The sequence below is a fragment of the Chitinophagales bacterium genome (assembly GCA_016787225.1).
Taxonomy (GTDB): domain Bacteria; phylum Bacteroidota; class Bacteroidia; order Chitinophagales; family JADJOU01; genus CHPMRC01.
Map to the genome: position 1 here is coordinate 26,631 of JAEUUY010000022.1, position 15,371 is coordinate 42,001.

At 37.7% G+C, this 15,371-nt stretch carries 9 protein-coding genes; 6 read left to right on the forward strand and 3 right to left on the reverse strand.

Features of this window, described 5'->3' with window-relative positions; translation table 11 throughout:
* Positions 1-69: 69 nt before the first annotated feature.
* The 6 genes from JNL75_07975 (at position 70) to JNL75_08000 (ending at position 7,018) form a co-directional block, all read left to right on the forward strand.
* Positions 70-3,444: an isoleucine--tRNA ligase gene (locus JNL75_07975; protein ID MBL7789745.1), complete on the forward strand. Its 3,375-nt coding sequence runs from the start codon at positions 70-72 to the stop codon at positions 3,442-3,444.
* A gap of 893 nt (positions 3,445-4,337) precedes the next feature.
* A complete protein-coding gene (locus JNL75_07980; GenBank protein ID MBL7789746.1) occupies positions 4,338-4,712 on the forward strand; it encodes a TraR/DksA family transcriptional regulator in 375 nt (124 codons plus the stop codon).
* Between the two features lie 80 nt (positions 4,713-4,792).
* Positions 4,793-5,416, forward strand: a complete 624-nt coding sequence (locus JNL75_07985) for a lipoprotein signal peptidase (GenBank protein MBL7789747.1) — start codon at positions 4,793-4,795, stop codon at positions 5,414-5,416.
* A 74-nt stretch (positions 5,417-5,490) separates the two neighbouring features.
* The gene (locus JNL75_07990) at positions 5,491-5,787 is read left to right on the forward strand and encodes a hypothetical protein (GenBank protein MBL7789748.1); all 297 of its coding nucleotides are present in this window, start codon (positions 5,491-5,493) and stop codon (positions 5,785-5,787) included.
* Positions 5,788-5,830: 43 nt separating this feature from the next.
* Positions 5,831-6,151: a hypothetical protein gene (locus JNL75_07995; GenBank protein ID MBL7789749.1), complete on the forward strand. Its 321-nt coding sequence runs from the start codon at positions 5,831-5,833 to the stop codon at positions 6,149-6,151.
* A 273-nt stretch (positions 6,152-6,424) separates the two neighbouring features.
* Positions 6,425-7,018 carry a hypothetical protein gene (locus JNL75_08000; protein MBL7789750.1) on the forward strand — a complete coding sequence of 198 codons (594 nt, stop codon included), beginning with the start codon at positions 6,425-6,427 and terminating at the stop codon, positions 7,016-7,018.
* Positions 7,019-7,283: 265 nt separating this feature from the next.
* Here the strand turns inward: JNL75_08000 and JNL75_08005 are convergent, their stop codons facing one another.
* The 3 genes from JNL75_08005 to JNL75_08015 are packed head-to-tail and all read right to left on the reverse strand — an operon-like array spanning position 7,284 to position 15,361.
* On the reverse strand, positions 7,284-14,297 hold the full coding sequence (locus tag JNL75_08005; protein MBL7789751.1) for a gliding motility-associated C-terminal domain-containing protein: 7,014 nt from the start codon (positions 14,295-14,297) through the stop codon (positions 7,284-7,286).
* On the reverse strand, positions 14,294-14,533 hold the full coding sequence (locus JNL75_08010; protein MBL7789752.1) for a hypothetical protein: 240 nt from the start codon (positions 14,531-14,533) through the stop codon (positions 14,294-14,296). The genes JNL75_08005 and JNL75_08010 overlap by 4 nt, the downstream gene beginning before the upstream one ends.
* A 51-nt stretch (positions 14,534-14,584) precedes the next feature.
* On the reverse strand, positions 14,585-15,361 hold the full coding sequence (locus tag JNL75_08015; protein MBL7789753.1) for a (Fe-S)-binding protein: 777 nt from the start codon (positions 15,359-15,361) through the stop codon (positions 14,585-14,587).
* Positions 15,362-15,371: the final 10 nt, after the last annotated feature.

The window sequence follows — 15,371 nt, forward strand, 5'->3', positions numbered from 1 at the left end:
CTACCAATTTATTTGAAAATCAGTACTTTTGCACCTTTTTTAAGAGAAGGGTTAATTCGCTGATTAGAAATGATATATAAAGAATACAAGGGTTTAAATCTACCTGAGATAGAAAAGGAAGTTCTCCAGTTTTGGGAGCAGAATTCTATTTTTCAGCAGTCGATAGATTCTAGACCAGAAGATAAGTCTTTTGTATTCTATGAGGGTCCGCCATCAGCGAATGGATTACCGGGTATACACCACGTGGTGGGTCGTACGATTAAAGATATATTCTGCAGATATAAGACGCTACAAGGATACCGAGTAGAGCGCAAAGGAGGCTGGGATACGCATGGACTACCTGTAGAGCTGAAAGTAGAACAGGAGCTGGGTATTACCAAAGAAGATATTGGCACTAAAATTTCCATAGAAGAATATAATGTCAAATGCCGTGAGACGGTTATGCAATTTAAGTCTCAATGGGATGACCTTACAAAAATCATGGGATTCTGGTTAGATTTAGAGCACCCATATATCACTTTTGAGAATAGCTATATAGAGTCGGTATGGCACATCATATCAGAAATTTATAAAAAAAATCTGATGTATCAGGGTTATACGATTCAGCCTTATTCGCCAGCTGCAGGCACGGGTCTCAGTACTCATGAACTCAATCAACCAGGTTCCTACAGAGATGTGACCGATACCACTATTGTCGCGTGTTTTGAGGTAAAATCTTGTTGCATAGATAAAATCAACAAAGCATTTCAATCCCAAGTAGAATATGCACACTTCCTAGCATGGACTACGACCCCATGGACTTTGCCATCCAATACAGCGCTATCCCTAGGTGCAAAAATTGAATATGCATTGGTAGCATCGTTCAATCCTTACACCAAAGCTAGACAGAATTTTATTTTGGCAAGGGATTTGGTGTCGAAATGGTTTAAATCAGAGCAAGAAGTTCAGTCAATTGATGAACTGAATATAGATGAAAAGACATTTACTTACTTTATCGAGGGAACAGCTTTAGGCACTGAGCTGAAAGGAATCGAGTACCACCAGCTTTTACCATTTGATGCCAATAGTCCACATGCTATAGATGGCAAATCTTTTCAGGTAATTACAGGAGACTTTGTCACCACGACTGATGGTACTGGTATCGTGCATACTGCACCTTCTTTTGGTGCGGATGATAGTAAGGTCGCCAAGGAAAATGGTATAGGTAGTTTGACTATGGTCGATACTGAAGGTAAGTTAATCGAAGGGATGGGCTTTCTATCAGGAAGATTTGTCAAAAATTATAGAGATGAAAAGGACTACAAAAGTCCAGACGTAGATATAGCTATAGAACTCAAAACAAAAGGTCTTGCATTTAATGTGCAGAAGTATGTGCATAGTTATCCGCATTGCTGGCGTACGGACAAACCTGTGATTTATTATCCTATGGATAGCTGGTTCATCAGCACGACTTCTGTTAAAGATAAATTGATAGCAAACAATAAAAAAATCAATTGGAAGCCAGAGAGCACGGGAAGTGGCAGGTTTGGTCATTGGTTAGAAAATATTCAAGATTGGAATTTGACACGCTCACGATTTTGGGGAATACCTTTACCTATCTGGCGATCAAAAGATGGAGAAGAAATTCTTTGTATTAGTGGTCAACAAGATCTATTGAATCACATCGATATAGCCAATGAAAGTGGACTTCTGACAGAAAGTGCGATATCCGAAAATGAAAAATTTAAATCGGACATTAATGCAGGTAAAGGAGATTTGCACAAGCCTTATATAGACAGAGTTACCTTGGTTCAGAATGGTCAAGTTCTCAAGCGAGAAGAAGACGTGATCGATGTATGGTTCGATAGTGGTTCTATGCCGTATGCGCAGTGGAACTATCCTTTTTCAAATCAGGAAAAATTCAAACAAGCATATCCTGCTGACTTCATAGCCGAAGGCGTGGATCAGACACGCGGTTGGTTTTATACATTGCATACAATTTCTACGATTCTTTTTGACCAACCCGCCTATAAAAATGTGGTGTCTAATGGACTTGTTTTAGATAAGAACGGCGAAAAAATGTCAAAGCGCAAAGGCAATGTCATCAATCCTTTTGACGCTATCCCTAAATATGGAGCCGATGCTATTAGATGGTATATTATTTCGAATTCTGCTCCGTGGGATAATTTGAAATTTGATATCAATGGCGTGGATGAGGTCAAGCGAAAACTTTTCGGAACGCTGTATAATACATATTCGTTTTTTACACTCTATGCCAATATAGATCAATTCATTTTAGATGAAAGGAATGTGACACCTATAGCAGAGCGAACGGAGTTAGATCGATGGATTATTTCCAAATTGAATACGCTGAAAAAAGAGGTACAAGCGTCTTTTGAGAATTATGAACCAACGGAAGCTGCTAGAGCTATTGATACTTTTGTAGACAGGAATTTATCCAACTGGTATGTGAGACTTTGTCGTAGAAGATTCTGGAAAAATGATGTGAGCGCCGATAAGCGCGCAGCATATGAGACGCTATATGAATGTTTGATGATGGTAGCACAATTGATGAGTCCCATAGCTCCATTCTTTAGTGAGTGGCTATATCGGTCTCTTTCGAATCCTTTGCGAGAAAATGCAATAAAGAACAACACTCCTCTTCGACATACCTCAGTGCACTTGACGGCTTGGGGGCCTATTGAAGAGACTTATATAGATTCTAATCTCGAGAGACGTGTCGAGCTAGCTCAGGATGTATCATCAATGATTTTATCATTACGAAAAAAAGAACAAATAAAAGTGCGTCAGCCTTTACAAAAAGTTATTGTTCCCGTTTTGAGCGAACAGGATAAAGCACTATATCAATCTATCGAAGATATCGTAAAGGCAGAAGTCAATATTAAAGACTTCGAATATGTGGATGAAAATTCAGGATTGTTCGTAAAAAGCGCAAGAGCTAATTTCAAGCTACTAGGTAAGAAACTTGGTAAAGATATGGCAGCTATAGCCAAGAAAATAACAGAGTTTGATCAGACTAAAATCAATATCCTAGAGAAGGAAGGAAAAATAGTATTGGAAGAAGGAGGAGCGAACTACGAAATAGTCAAAGAAGAAATCGAGATCAGCACTTCAGATATGCCAGGTTTTTTAGTAGTATCTGAAAATGGAATCACACTAGCACTAGATATAAGTCTAACAGAAGATTTATTGGATGAAGGAGTCGCTCGAGAGTTGATTAATAAAGTTCAAAACTATCGTAAGGATCAAAATTTTAATGTTACAGATCGTATAAAGATTAGTTACGCTCCAGAATCGAATATGGATAGGGTCATAAAGAAATTCGGCACCTTTATTTCTACCGAGGTTTTAGCCAATGAAATAGCGCCTTCGGCCTCTATGGAGCTTCCATTAGAGGTAGAGTTGAACGAATTAAATACAAAAATTGAAATTTCTAAATTGTAATAAACATGGCAAAAAAGGTAAAAAAATCAGCAAAGCCAGTAGCTAAAAAAGCTACAACAAAGAAAACTAATGTGAAGCCCGCTGCTAAGAAAGCAGCTTCCAAACCTGCAGCTAAGAAATTAGTCGCTAAAGCTTTACCGAAAAAAGCAGCACCGAAAAATAACAAGCTCAAAGAAGTTAAAGCAAAGGATGTGAATAAAAAAGCTATTGCAAAAATGGGAAAGGCTAAACCAACACCTAAGAAGGCAGCAGTTATCAAAAAAGCAGCATCAAAGCCAACAGCCAAGAAAGTAGTAGCTAAGAAAGCTGCCCCAAAGAAAACAACAGTAAAACCAGCGACTAAAAAAGTAGCAGCGAAGAAAGCTGTTCCAAAGAAAACAACAGTAAAACCAGTGGCTAAAAAAGTAGCAGCGAATAAAATAGCTGCAAAGCCAGCAGCCAAGAAAGCGGTAGCGAAGAAATCTACAACTGCAAAACCAGTTGCCAAGAAAGTAGTAGCTAAGAAAGCTGCACCAAAAGCTGCTATAAAGAAAACAGTCGTAAAACCAGTGGCTAAAAAGGCAACAGCAAAGAAGGGTACGGAGAAGTCATCGACTAAAAAAACCGCATTAAGAGTGCCTCCTAGTGTGAGAGGCGTAGTGATAGATAAGAAGCTATTAAGCAAGGATAAAAAACAAGCATCGGTAAATCCAAAAGAAAAACCTCAAGCTAAGAAAAAACTTGAGAAAAAAATAGTAAATGAAAAACCAACAAGCGCCAAGTTAAATCTGACTTTAAAAGAAGATAAAACAGCTAAGTTGGCATTGCGTAGAAAGAAAATTATGGAAATAAAGAATAACTACGAGACTCCAAGAAATGCGGAAGATGATGACTATGGAGATGTGCGTCTTCCTATCATTGGTAGAACCAGATTTTCTGATGCAGAATTGAATGAGTTTAAAACCTTAATCAATAAAAAATTAGAAGAAGCTAGAGAAGAATTGAACTTCTATCAGGATCAGATGAAAGAAAGTGAGATGAACGATGATGACATCAAATTTTCAGGCATGGAAGATGGAGGTCATACCAATGACAAAGAACATCTAAGCGCTATGGCTAATAGACAAATAAAATTTATTCAAGGTCTAGAAGCTGCATTAGTGCGCATTGAGAATAAAACGTATGGAATCTGTAGAATGACAGGTAATCTAATCGATAAGAAAAGATTGATGGCCGTACCGCATGCTACCCTGAGTATGGAAGCAAAAGTAGGCGCGAAGAAAAGATAAATATATTAGTTACTAGTTTCTAGTTACAAGTGATATCACAAAACTAGAAACTCGTAACTAGAAACTCGTAACTAGAAAAAATGAATCAAAGTAAAAATAATGCTTGGGTCTACTGGCTATTTGTCGTTTTCCTTATAGCTGTGGATCAAGCTTCTAAGATTTATGTAAAGACCCATTTTCACATGGGTGAAGAGGTTATGGTGATTCCTACTTGGTTTCGTCTCGTATTTACTGAAAATCCTGGTGTAGCCTTCGGAATGGAGTGGGGTGGCACTACAGGTAAGTATTTTCTGTCGCTGTTTAGAATTGTATTCTCTATAGTCATTGCTTTTTTTCTGTATAAAAATATTCAGAAAGGGGAGCATAAAGGGTTGTTAATCGCAGGGGTTTTAATCCTAGCTGGAGCCATTGGCAATGTCATTGATGGTGTATTCTATGGAGCTATATTCTCTGCGAGTAGTTTTCACATGCCTAATTTAGCGCAGTTTGTGCCATTTGGACAGGGATACGCCCCTTTACTACAAGGCAAGGTGGTAGATATGTTCTACTTTCCTTTGTTTGATGGGCAGCTTCCGAGCTGGCTTCCTATTTATGGTGGACAACCGTTCTCCTTTTTCAATGCTATTTTTAATGTAGCAGATGCTTGTATTTCAGTAGGACTCGTTTTACTACTGATATTTATGAGAAAGTATAAAGAAGATTAGCACTTCTGAGAAGTAGAAACGTTTTTCTAGCTAACTTTTACCTATAAACCATTATTTTTGTATAAGCAAATAATATGACGGCCTCACAAAGTTTACAGATTTACGAAATACTTAGTGTTTACTTTAGTAATAAAGAGGATGCTAAACGTGTCATAGAGTCTATCGAGCGTGTAGTTGATGAGAAAGTAGATGCAAGAACAGAAGCATTTGAGAGACTTCTCAATAAAGATTTAGATAATCTAAGAACAGAGATGTATAAGACCTATGCTACCAAAGAAGATTTGTCAAATGCAAAACTCGACATTATAAAGTGGATGGTCGGCATGTGGGTCGCACAAATGGCAGCAATAGTATTTCTTATTATCAAGTAAAAACAGCCTTTCTTCTGCTACTTTCAGAAAGTCCTAGGACTTTATGAAAGCAAATGGAGATTATCTCGAATTCTTAATCGATTCTGCATTTTCTAATGCAGAATTTGTACTAGATAGGTATGATGATATACTCAAAGAAAAGATAACCGAAGCCGTACTGCAGACCTATCGGAATTCAACTATGGAGATAGAGCGTAGGAAACTAGTTGAGCGGGCAGGTCTTTCTTTACCTCGTATAGATTACTACTTGTATACTATCCTAACCTATTCATTTACCAAGCTGCATAAAGGCGATAAAGTTAGAGCCTATGAAATTATAAATGAAATGAAGAACGAAATATTAGAGACAAGACTTGTGAACTGATATGAGTAGAAATAATTGAGTAGTATTTTAACTAGAATTGAGTTTTATAGATATTCTAGGTGTAATTAAATGGTGATCTCACTCAATTTATAAGGATTCATTGAGTAGTGTTATTCTCCGTTACAGTTTTGTAGAAAAAATAATAAAATCTATAGGTTAAAAAGTTTACTTAAGTTATAATAGTTAAGAGTTAGTTCTATCTTCACATAAAAATTTTACTTGAGAATATAGTCATGCAGGAAAACATTCCACCTATTGCCTCTCTAATTATATATGAATAAACAAGAGAAAGAAATAAAAGAAATATTCGATAATTATAATTCACTAATAATAGAAAAACTGATTAGTGAATTGATTGATTCCTATGGTCATGTGCTAAATGAAGTTGAGAGACGGGGCTTAATTAGAAACAAAAAAAATGACTACCCTCGGTTAAATTATTTTCTAAGGAAATTCTTTTTAAAGTTGTTTGAGAAATTGCACAGGGGCGAAGAGCATTTGGCCTCCGATTTGATTCAAGAGTTAAAAATACATTCTCCATTGTTTATGGAGGATAATACGTGTCATGAACTTTCGGATTATGTAAATGATGATCGTGCTTTTGCGAGGTTTGAATATGATATAATTATCAAAAGGCAGGATAAAATTTTAAAAAGTCAAATCAAGGAGATAATTATGGATTGCTTCAATAAAGCGGTCGCTGAGATTAATTCAAAAAATATAGCCAAGAGAAGTGATTGTTCTGAACCTAGATTAGAAGATTTCATCAAGATAGCTTTCTCTTATCTTTTTTCAAAACTACATAAAGGAGAGATATCGAAGGCCCAAGAAATAATAGATATGGAGATGCCAAAGCTAAAAGCATAACTCTAAACTAGAGGTAAACAATAGAAAATTGTCGATTTTTAGTTTGTCCAACCTTTCATTCTTTAAATTATCGGCAATTAGGGCAGACTGGTTCTGCCCTTTTTTTTGGTAGTGTTCACTAAAATGTGAGTTATACCAATAGCGGTTTTAAAATGGTCCAACCCATTTTAAAACCTTGCTATGGTAAATGCCGTAGCTGTATTTGTTAAGTGCAATGAGCCATGCGACATAGGACTACTACTAATACGCTTACGGTATTAAAATCCTAGCGAATCAAATTAACATCACCTTTTCGTATGACTTTTCGCCCATCTATATAAGTGAGGTCAAGATGGTAGTAGAAGATGCCCGAATTCAAAATTTCACCCTTGTATTCTCCGTTCCAGCCTATACGATGTGGCTCGTCTGATTCATACACTTTTTCTCCCCATCGATTATATATAGATAGACTAGCTCGCAGGATATTATTGGAGTATATCTTAAATGTACGATTTTCTAATTTGTCTGAATATGGATAAAATGCTGATGGGATATATAATTCATCTTTTGATTCCACTTTGATTTTGATTTTATCAGAGGTCTGACATTCGACTGCATATTCTACATCTAATGTATAGCTCTCGCTACTATATGGAGAAGCTATTGGCGCTTCACAATCACTACAATTCAGGCCAGCACTAGGACTCCAACGCAGTCGCTCTATAAGATTAGAATCACCTTCTATAACCCTGAACCCAAGTTGAACTTGTTCGCCAAGTTCTATCGTTTTTTCTTGAGGCTCTAGTTTTATTTTGATTAGGCTCTGATATCCTATAGTCACAGAATCTTTAACTAAACATAGATTTCTATCTAGCACACTGAGCGGGAATAAGCCAGTCTTATGTATGCGGAATAGACTATCTTTTTTATAAATATCGCCACCATTGATACTATAGAGATATGGTGGACTACCTTGCGATACCACAAAACGTATTTCTGCATTATCATTACAGTTCAAATCTTTCTTAGGGACAGAGTCTATTCTGAGTTTACGTGGATCTTCTAAATGCACACGGAAACTATCGCTGCAAAGATTTCTATCCTGAATAGTCAGTCGGTAAACTCCTTCTTTTAATTTGTCAATTTCCTGTGTGGCTTTACCATTGCTCCAATAGTAATTATAAGGTTCTGTGCCACCGTTAGCTATCGCCTTAATTTTACCTAGAGAATCACCGAAGCATGGGTTAGGGTATTTAATGGTATCGGAGAGAAAAATTCTCGCTGGTTCTTGGAGTATGACTGGATATTGCTTTGAGCAAAAACTATCATCTCTAATAGTGACTATGTGTTCGCCACTAGCTAGTTTATCTGCTATCGAATCCGTGCTTGAACTTCTATTCCATGAAAATTGATAAGGAGGTGTGCCTCCACTAACTTCTATAGCTATCTTCCCAGAACTATCATTAAAGCATTTAAGATTATCTTTTACTATCGTAGTGATGCGAATAGAATCTGGTTGCGTAATAACAAAAGCTCCAGAAAATAAACAGCCTTTATTGTCTATAATGGTATAAACAGCCGATGGAGTTGCAGATAGATTTCCTATGATATTAGAAGAAATATAATTATTCATCACATTGACTTTGTAGCCATAAGGTTGGTAGCCATTGCTAGCTTGTATATTCAACTGTCCAGAGAAATCATTATAACATCGAAGATTTCTAACTACAGCGCTACCAGTTAGCTTGCTATTGAGCGTATCCACCTCTACCGTATCGCTCGCTTGACAGCCTGTAATGCTATTCGTTACTAGGAGGGCATATCGGGTTTTCACAGTTGCCTTTGAATAAGGATTGGCTAATGTAGGAGATTGAAGAGCGACGTACGGTGTCCACAAATAAGTATAGGATGGTGTAGGAGCTACGCCTAGCTGTACACTATCGCCATCACAGTTCACACGTATTTTGTCTGGACCAGCATTGGCTATCGGCAGCGGGTTGACTATTAAGGTTAGGGTGATAAAACTATCACAGCCATTTTTGTTTATGAGTGTGTCATAATACGTTCCAGAAGTAGTTTCAGATTTTCCTTTGAAGAAATAGGATTGACCTTGACAGATATTGATTGTTCTGGCAGAAGAGGTAGTAGGATGCACGACAAGATTTAGTATGACAAAACTATCGCAGCCAAGATTGTTTGAAAAAGTATCACGATAGATTCCTGATACATTTAAATTTTGATTATTAAAAAAATAAAATTCGTTGCTACATATCGTATCTCTTAAGATTTGTGTACTATTATTATAGACTAATAAGTTTAAATAAACAAAGCTATCACAACCTACTGCATTGACCAAAGTATCGCGATATATTCCTGTGACATCTTTCCATGCTCCATTGAATAGGACAGGTTGATTTTTACAAATAGTATCAGCATATACATATCTGCTAGTGTCTTTAAATGCGAGATTTAGGGTTGCAAAACTATCACAACCTACAGCATTAATCAGCGTATCACGATAAGTACCTGCTAGGCTTCTTGGCTGACCTTTAAAGAAAAATGTCTGCCCTCTGCATAGCGTCGTATCTATCGTGCGAGAGGATAGTGACTTTACCGAAAGATTGAGTGTAATAAAGCTATCGCAACCTCTTGCATTTGGCAGGGTATCTCTGTAGGTTCCAGCTGTAGTTCTAAACTGTCCTCTGAAAAAATAAGATTGATTGGCGCAGATAGCGATATTATTGATTGAACTTGATGTAGATTTGACAAACAAGTTGAGGTAGATTAAACTATCACAGCCTAGTGAATTGACCAATGTGTCGCGATAAACGCCAGACGTCGTTCTATTGATACCGTTGAATGTTTTAAATTGATTGCTGCATATCGTATCGTATAATTGTCTTGAACTAGTGTCTTTTACCAGGAGGTGCAAATATAGGAAACTGTCGCAGCCTTTTGCATTGACTAACGTATCTTTATAAATACCTGTATTATTCAGAAAATTTCCATTAAAAAGTCGTAGAGAATTTTTGCAGATAGTGTCCCTTATAATTCGTGTGCTGGTATCTTTGGTGCTGAGATTTAAAGTTACTACACTGTCGCATCCCACTGTATTCACAAGGGTATCGATGAGTGTCATATTGCTGCTTCTCGGCTGTCCTTTGAAGAAATAAGTTTTCCCCTGACAAATTGCAGTATCTATCGTTCTGAAGGTTTTAGGCAATACCGTTAGATTGAGAATTATAAAACTATCACAACTCTTAGTGGTTAGTAAGGTGTCTCGATAAATTCCATTGGTAGTTCTTGGTGTTCCTTTAAAGTTTACACTTTGTCCCTGACATATTGTGAGATTAATATTCGTCGTAGGGGTTGGATTTACTGTGAGATTAAGCGTTACGACACTATCACAGTTTTTTGAGTTTAAAAATGTATCTCTATAGGTACCCGTTGTGGTTCTATTCTGACCTTTGAAAAACACAGAACGACCCTGACATATTTGGCTATCTATAGTCTTAGAGGAGGTATTATTCACTGTGAGATATAGCACTATGAAGCTATCACAGCCTTTAGAAGTCATAGCAGTTTGGAAATAAGTGCCTGCAGTCGTGCGAGGTGCTCCATTGAAGAAAAAGCTCTGACCAGCGCATATTGCAGGTCTTAGAGTGTCAAATTTTTGAGGATGAATTTGTATAGTTATGGTATCGAGCAGGGAACAAGTATTGCTGCTATCTGTTACATTGAGAATATATTGATAACTACCAGCAGTAGTGGAATTGAAATTAGGATTAGCTATATTCGACGAACTTAACCCTGTAACAGGGTTCCAAGAGTAATTTATCTTGGTTTGGGGTGGCTTGCCTATAGTTAAGTTTGCATTCCTACAAACATTGGTATCTCTGCCTGCTGCGTTTCTAGGAAGTGAATCAATGATCACTAAGCAAGTGTCACGTGCTATGCAGCCTTTATTATCGGTTATTTGCACCACATAAGTATTGCTGCTATGCTGCATGGAGACTAGGCTAGGATTAGCTACAGTATTGCTGCTGAGATAGGTATTCGGTGTCCATAAATAGGTATAAGGACCAGTGCCTCCGCTTGCTGTAGGAGTACCGCCAATGCTTTGACCCGAAGCACCTCTACAAGTGCGAAGATATTTTCGCACAGAGGCATTGACTGTACTCGGAAGTACAGTAACGATAATGGTATCTTTCAGTTTACAACCACTAGACGTAAGGGTTGCTTCTAAGATATAGCTCGTGGTCGATGTAGGCTTAGCCCAAGGCTGGGCTATAGAGCCCGAACTCAATCCAGTATTTGGCGTCCATAGATAGGTTTGCCCTGCTATGGCTACGCTACCCAGTCGCACACTATCTGTGGCACAATTCACTCGCGAAGTATCTAATCCTGCATTGATTGCAGGAATAGCCTTTACGAATAAATTTAAATTTATAAAGCTATCGCAACCTACTGCATTTATGAGTGTATCTCTATAAATTCCTGTTGTAGTTCTTGGAACTCCCTTGAATAGGACACTTTGACCTTGACATATCGTATCAAACAAATTGCGTGTAGATGTATTTTTTACCGTTAGATTGAGTGTGATGATACTGTCGCAGCTCGGCGATGGATTTACAATGGTATCGCGATAGGTGCCTGCAGTGGTTCGATTCTGCCCTTTGAAGAAAACAGATTTTCCTTGACATATCGCACTATCAATAGTTCTATTGAGACTAGGTAAAACACTTAAATTTAAAATGATAAAACTATCACAATTAAAGGCAGTCTTAATAGTATCTCGATATATACCTGTTGTCATTCTATTCTGCCCTTTGAAAAAATAAGAATTACCGGCACAAATCGAGATATTCAAGTTGGTTGTATTAATGGGGTGAACTGTGAGATTAAGAGTCACGAAAGAATCACATCCGACAGCATTCGTCAGCGTATCTCGATATACTCCGCTTGTGGTTCTATTTTGCCCTTTGAAGACTACAAAACTTCCTTGACAAATATTTAATGTAATATTGGTGCTACTCGTATTTTTAATCGTCAAGTTTAGTATCACAATAGAATCACAGCCTTTTGAATTAACTAATGTATCACGATAGGTTCCTGCTGTGGTTCTATTCTGCCCTTTGAAGAGAATTGATTTCCCTTGACAGATGGCGGTGTCTATTGTTTTAGCCGAAGTAGATTTTACATGGAGATTGAGTAGAATAAAACTATCGCAATTTTTAGATGTGAGGAGCGTATCGCGATAAACGCCTGAGGTCGTCCTCAAAATACCATTGAATAGTCGAGAGCCTCCTTGACAAATGGTATCAAAAATATTTGTTGTGGGAGTAGGATTTACAGTTAGGTTTAAGGTTATGAAGCTATCACAACCATTTGCACTTAGGAGGGTATCCAAATACGTGCCAGTGGTAGTTCGCACTATAGAATTAAAAATGATAGATTGTCCAGCACATATCTGGGTATTGAGTGTGGTGAAACTATGCGGCTTCACTGTAAGATTTAAAATGATAATACTATCACAACCGACAGCATTGACTAGGGTATCACGATATGTTCCTGTGGTAGTCCTATTTTGTCCTTTGAATACCACGAAATTTCCTTGGCATATGGATAGATTGATGGTAGTCGTACTCGTATTCTTAATCGTCAAGTTTAGTATCACAAAAGAATCACAGCCTTTAGCGTTGACTAAGGTATCACGATAGGTTCCTGCTGTGGTTCTATTCTGTCCTTTAAAGAAAACAAATTTTCCTTGACAAATGGCAGTATCTATAGTTTTCGAGGAGGATGGCTTTACATGTAGATTTAAAAGAATAAAACTATCGCAGTTTTTAGAAGTTAAAAATGTGTCACGATAGATACCACTGGTCGTTCTCAAAATTCCATTAAAGAGTCGAGAGCCACCTTGGCATATGGTATCAAAAATATTCGTTGTGGCAGTTGGATTAACGGTTAGGTTTAAGGTTAAAAAACTATCACAACCATTAGCACTCGTAAGAGTATCTAAATATGTCCCTGTGGTCGTGCGCAATGCGGAATTAAAAAGAATAGATTGCCCGGAACAAATCTGAGTATTCAGGGTATTGAAGCTATTAGGTTTGATGGATAAATTAAGTATCAATATGCTATCACAGCCATTCGTTTTGACAAGAGTATCTCTATAGGTACCTGCTGTCGTTCTATTCTGCCCCTTGAAGAAAATAGATCTTCCTTGGCATATGCTGGTGTCAATAGTGGTAGTCGATGTGGGACGAATAGTGAGATTGAAAATACGGATAGAATCTATTACTGTGGCAGCACCGCAGGGTTTAAATATAGTATCGCGATAGGTTCCTGCTGTGGTTCTAGGAATGCCCGCAACAATAATACTTTTCCCATTACAGATGGATAAATTTTGGGTAATCGTTTTAGCGATAACTGGGCTATCTGTTCTAATAGTAAAATTACAATTAGAACCAAAATTCCCATTCACAAGAATATAAATGGTTGTTCCTAACGTTTGTCCAACAACAGGATAAGAAGTATTCCCTCCTGTGCCTGATTGGCAGCCATAATATGACAATGAGCTACAATTACCAGTATAATAGAATATATTATATCCGGAAGATGCAATACTTCCGCCTACACAGTTTATATTCCCATAATAGAATCTAGCAAAGGTGTCACAGGTCAGAACATGTTTAAACCATCTAGATTTTTTTAAACTAGTAGCTCCACAAGCATTATTGGGCTCTTTTGTAGCATCATGGGAATAGCATGAAGTGTTATAGCTGGTAGCCACATAGGGCACAGTAGTAGCTCCAAGGCAGGTGTCGTCTGCGGGTCGTGCACTCAATTGTCTGCACATTTGAAATGTACCGGTATCCTTTGTCCAAATGGCAGCTACATAGCAAGTATTAGCTGCTAGTCCTAGCCCCTCTGTGGAGTAGAAGCCTGAAGACCCATTGATGCATTTATATGAATTATTTATATATCCACTTGGACTATTTGTCCAGCAGCTAGAGAATAAAGTAATTTCCATATTCCCAGTATAGGTTCCAGGAGAGACCGTTAAATTGATACAATTGGGAATGCTGTCTGTACATACTTTAACTACCGTATATCGTCCTGAGCCAGTATATCCAGTAGTAGAGCAAAATTGTGCCCAACCCACATATGGACCAATATTATAGGTACTACAGGTATTTGTTAGTGTTGGTTTGAATGAATCTCTATAGGTACAAGGCTGTGCATCCGCCTTATTGAAGAAGAAAATAAAAGAAAGAAAAAGTACATAGTTTTTCATGGCGCAGTATATTCTGTGACGACGCGTATTTTTCTTCCCTCATAATAGGTCTCATGAATCGTGGTTATAGGGAAGCTGTCTCTTTTCTTCTCTACATTGAGATTTGTGTTAGTATTCGTATGCTCTTGCTTATTAATTTTCAAGATAGGGGTGCTGTCTATTATTTTATCTATTTTATTTTGAGAATAGACAGAAACGGCTAAAAATGGAATACAAATGACTAGTAGTAAGCGCATGGGGTGACGCAAATATACTACAAAATAGTTGAAAAAAATAAATTTTTAAGACTAAACGGAGGCGTTCAAAAGCTCTACAATATCGAGAACCTTGACTTCATTTTGTTTTTCGAATGATTTGACACCATCCTCAAGCATGGTAGTGCAGAAAGGGCAATTAGCTATAATGACTTCGGCGCCTGTTTCTAAGGCTTCCTTCGTTCTATTGGTATTGATGCGCTCAGCACCATGTTCTTCTTCTTTAAACATTTGAGCACCTCCAGCTCCACAGCACATACCATTTTTCTTACTTCTGCCCATTTCCGCTAAATCTACATCGAGTGCAGCTAATACAGCTCTTGGAGCTTCATACACATCATTGGCTCTACCCAGATAGCAAGAGTCGTGATAGGTTATGCGCTTACCTTTAAATTCAGAAGCATCTGAGATTTTGATTTTTCCTTGATCTATTAATTCTTGTAGCAATTGAGTATGATGAATCACTTCATAATTCCCCCCTAACTCGGGATATTCATTCTTTAACGTATTGAAGCAATGCGGGCAAGCGGTGACGATTTTTTTGACCTCATAACCATTTAGGATTTGTATATTTTGGTAAGCCATCATTTGGAAGAGAAACTCATTGCCCGCGCGGCGTGCTGGGTCTCCCGTGCAGCTTTCTTCCTGACCGAGAATAGCGAATTTGACTCCGCACTTGGTTAATATTTCTGAAAATGCTTTCGATATGCGCTTGGCTCTATCATCGAAGCTACCTGCACACCCCACCCAGAAGAGGATTTCAGGGTTTTCGCCTGCGGCTAAATACTCCGCCATTGTTTTTATTTGTATCATCTCTTAT

Bases quoted from the DNA above. Each gene is read 5' to 3' on its own strand.
- JNL75_07975 (MBL7789745.1), top strand. From the start codon at position 70: ATGATATATAAAGAATACAAGGGTTTAAATCTACCTGAGATAGAAAAG.
- JNL75_07985 (MBL7789747.1), top strand. From the start codon at position 4,793: ATGAATCAAAGTAAAAATAATGCTTGGGTCTACTGGCTATTTGTCGTT.
- JNL75_07990 (MBL7789748.1), top strand. From the start codon at position 5,491: ATGACGGCCTCACAAAGTTTACAGATTTACGAAATACTTAGTGTTTAC.
- JNL75_07995 (MBL7789749.1), top strand. From the start codon at position 5,831: ATGAAAGCAAATGGAGATTATCTCGAATTCTTAATCGATTCTGCATTT.
- JNL75_08000 (MBL7789750.1), top strand. From the start codon at position 6,425: ATGAATAAACAAGAGAAAGAAATAAAAGAAATATTCGATAATTATAAT.
- JNL75_08005 (MBL7789751.1), bottom strand. From the start codon at position 14,297: ATGAAAAACTATGTACTTTTTCTTTCTTTTATTTTCTTCTTCAATAAG.
- JNL75_08010 (MBL7789752.1), bottom strand. From the start codon at position 14,533: ATGCGCTTACTACTAGTCATTTGTATTCCATTTTTAGCCGTTTCTGTC.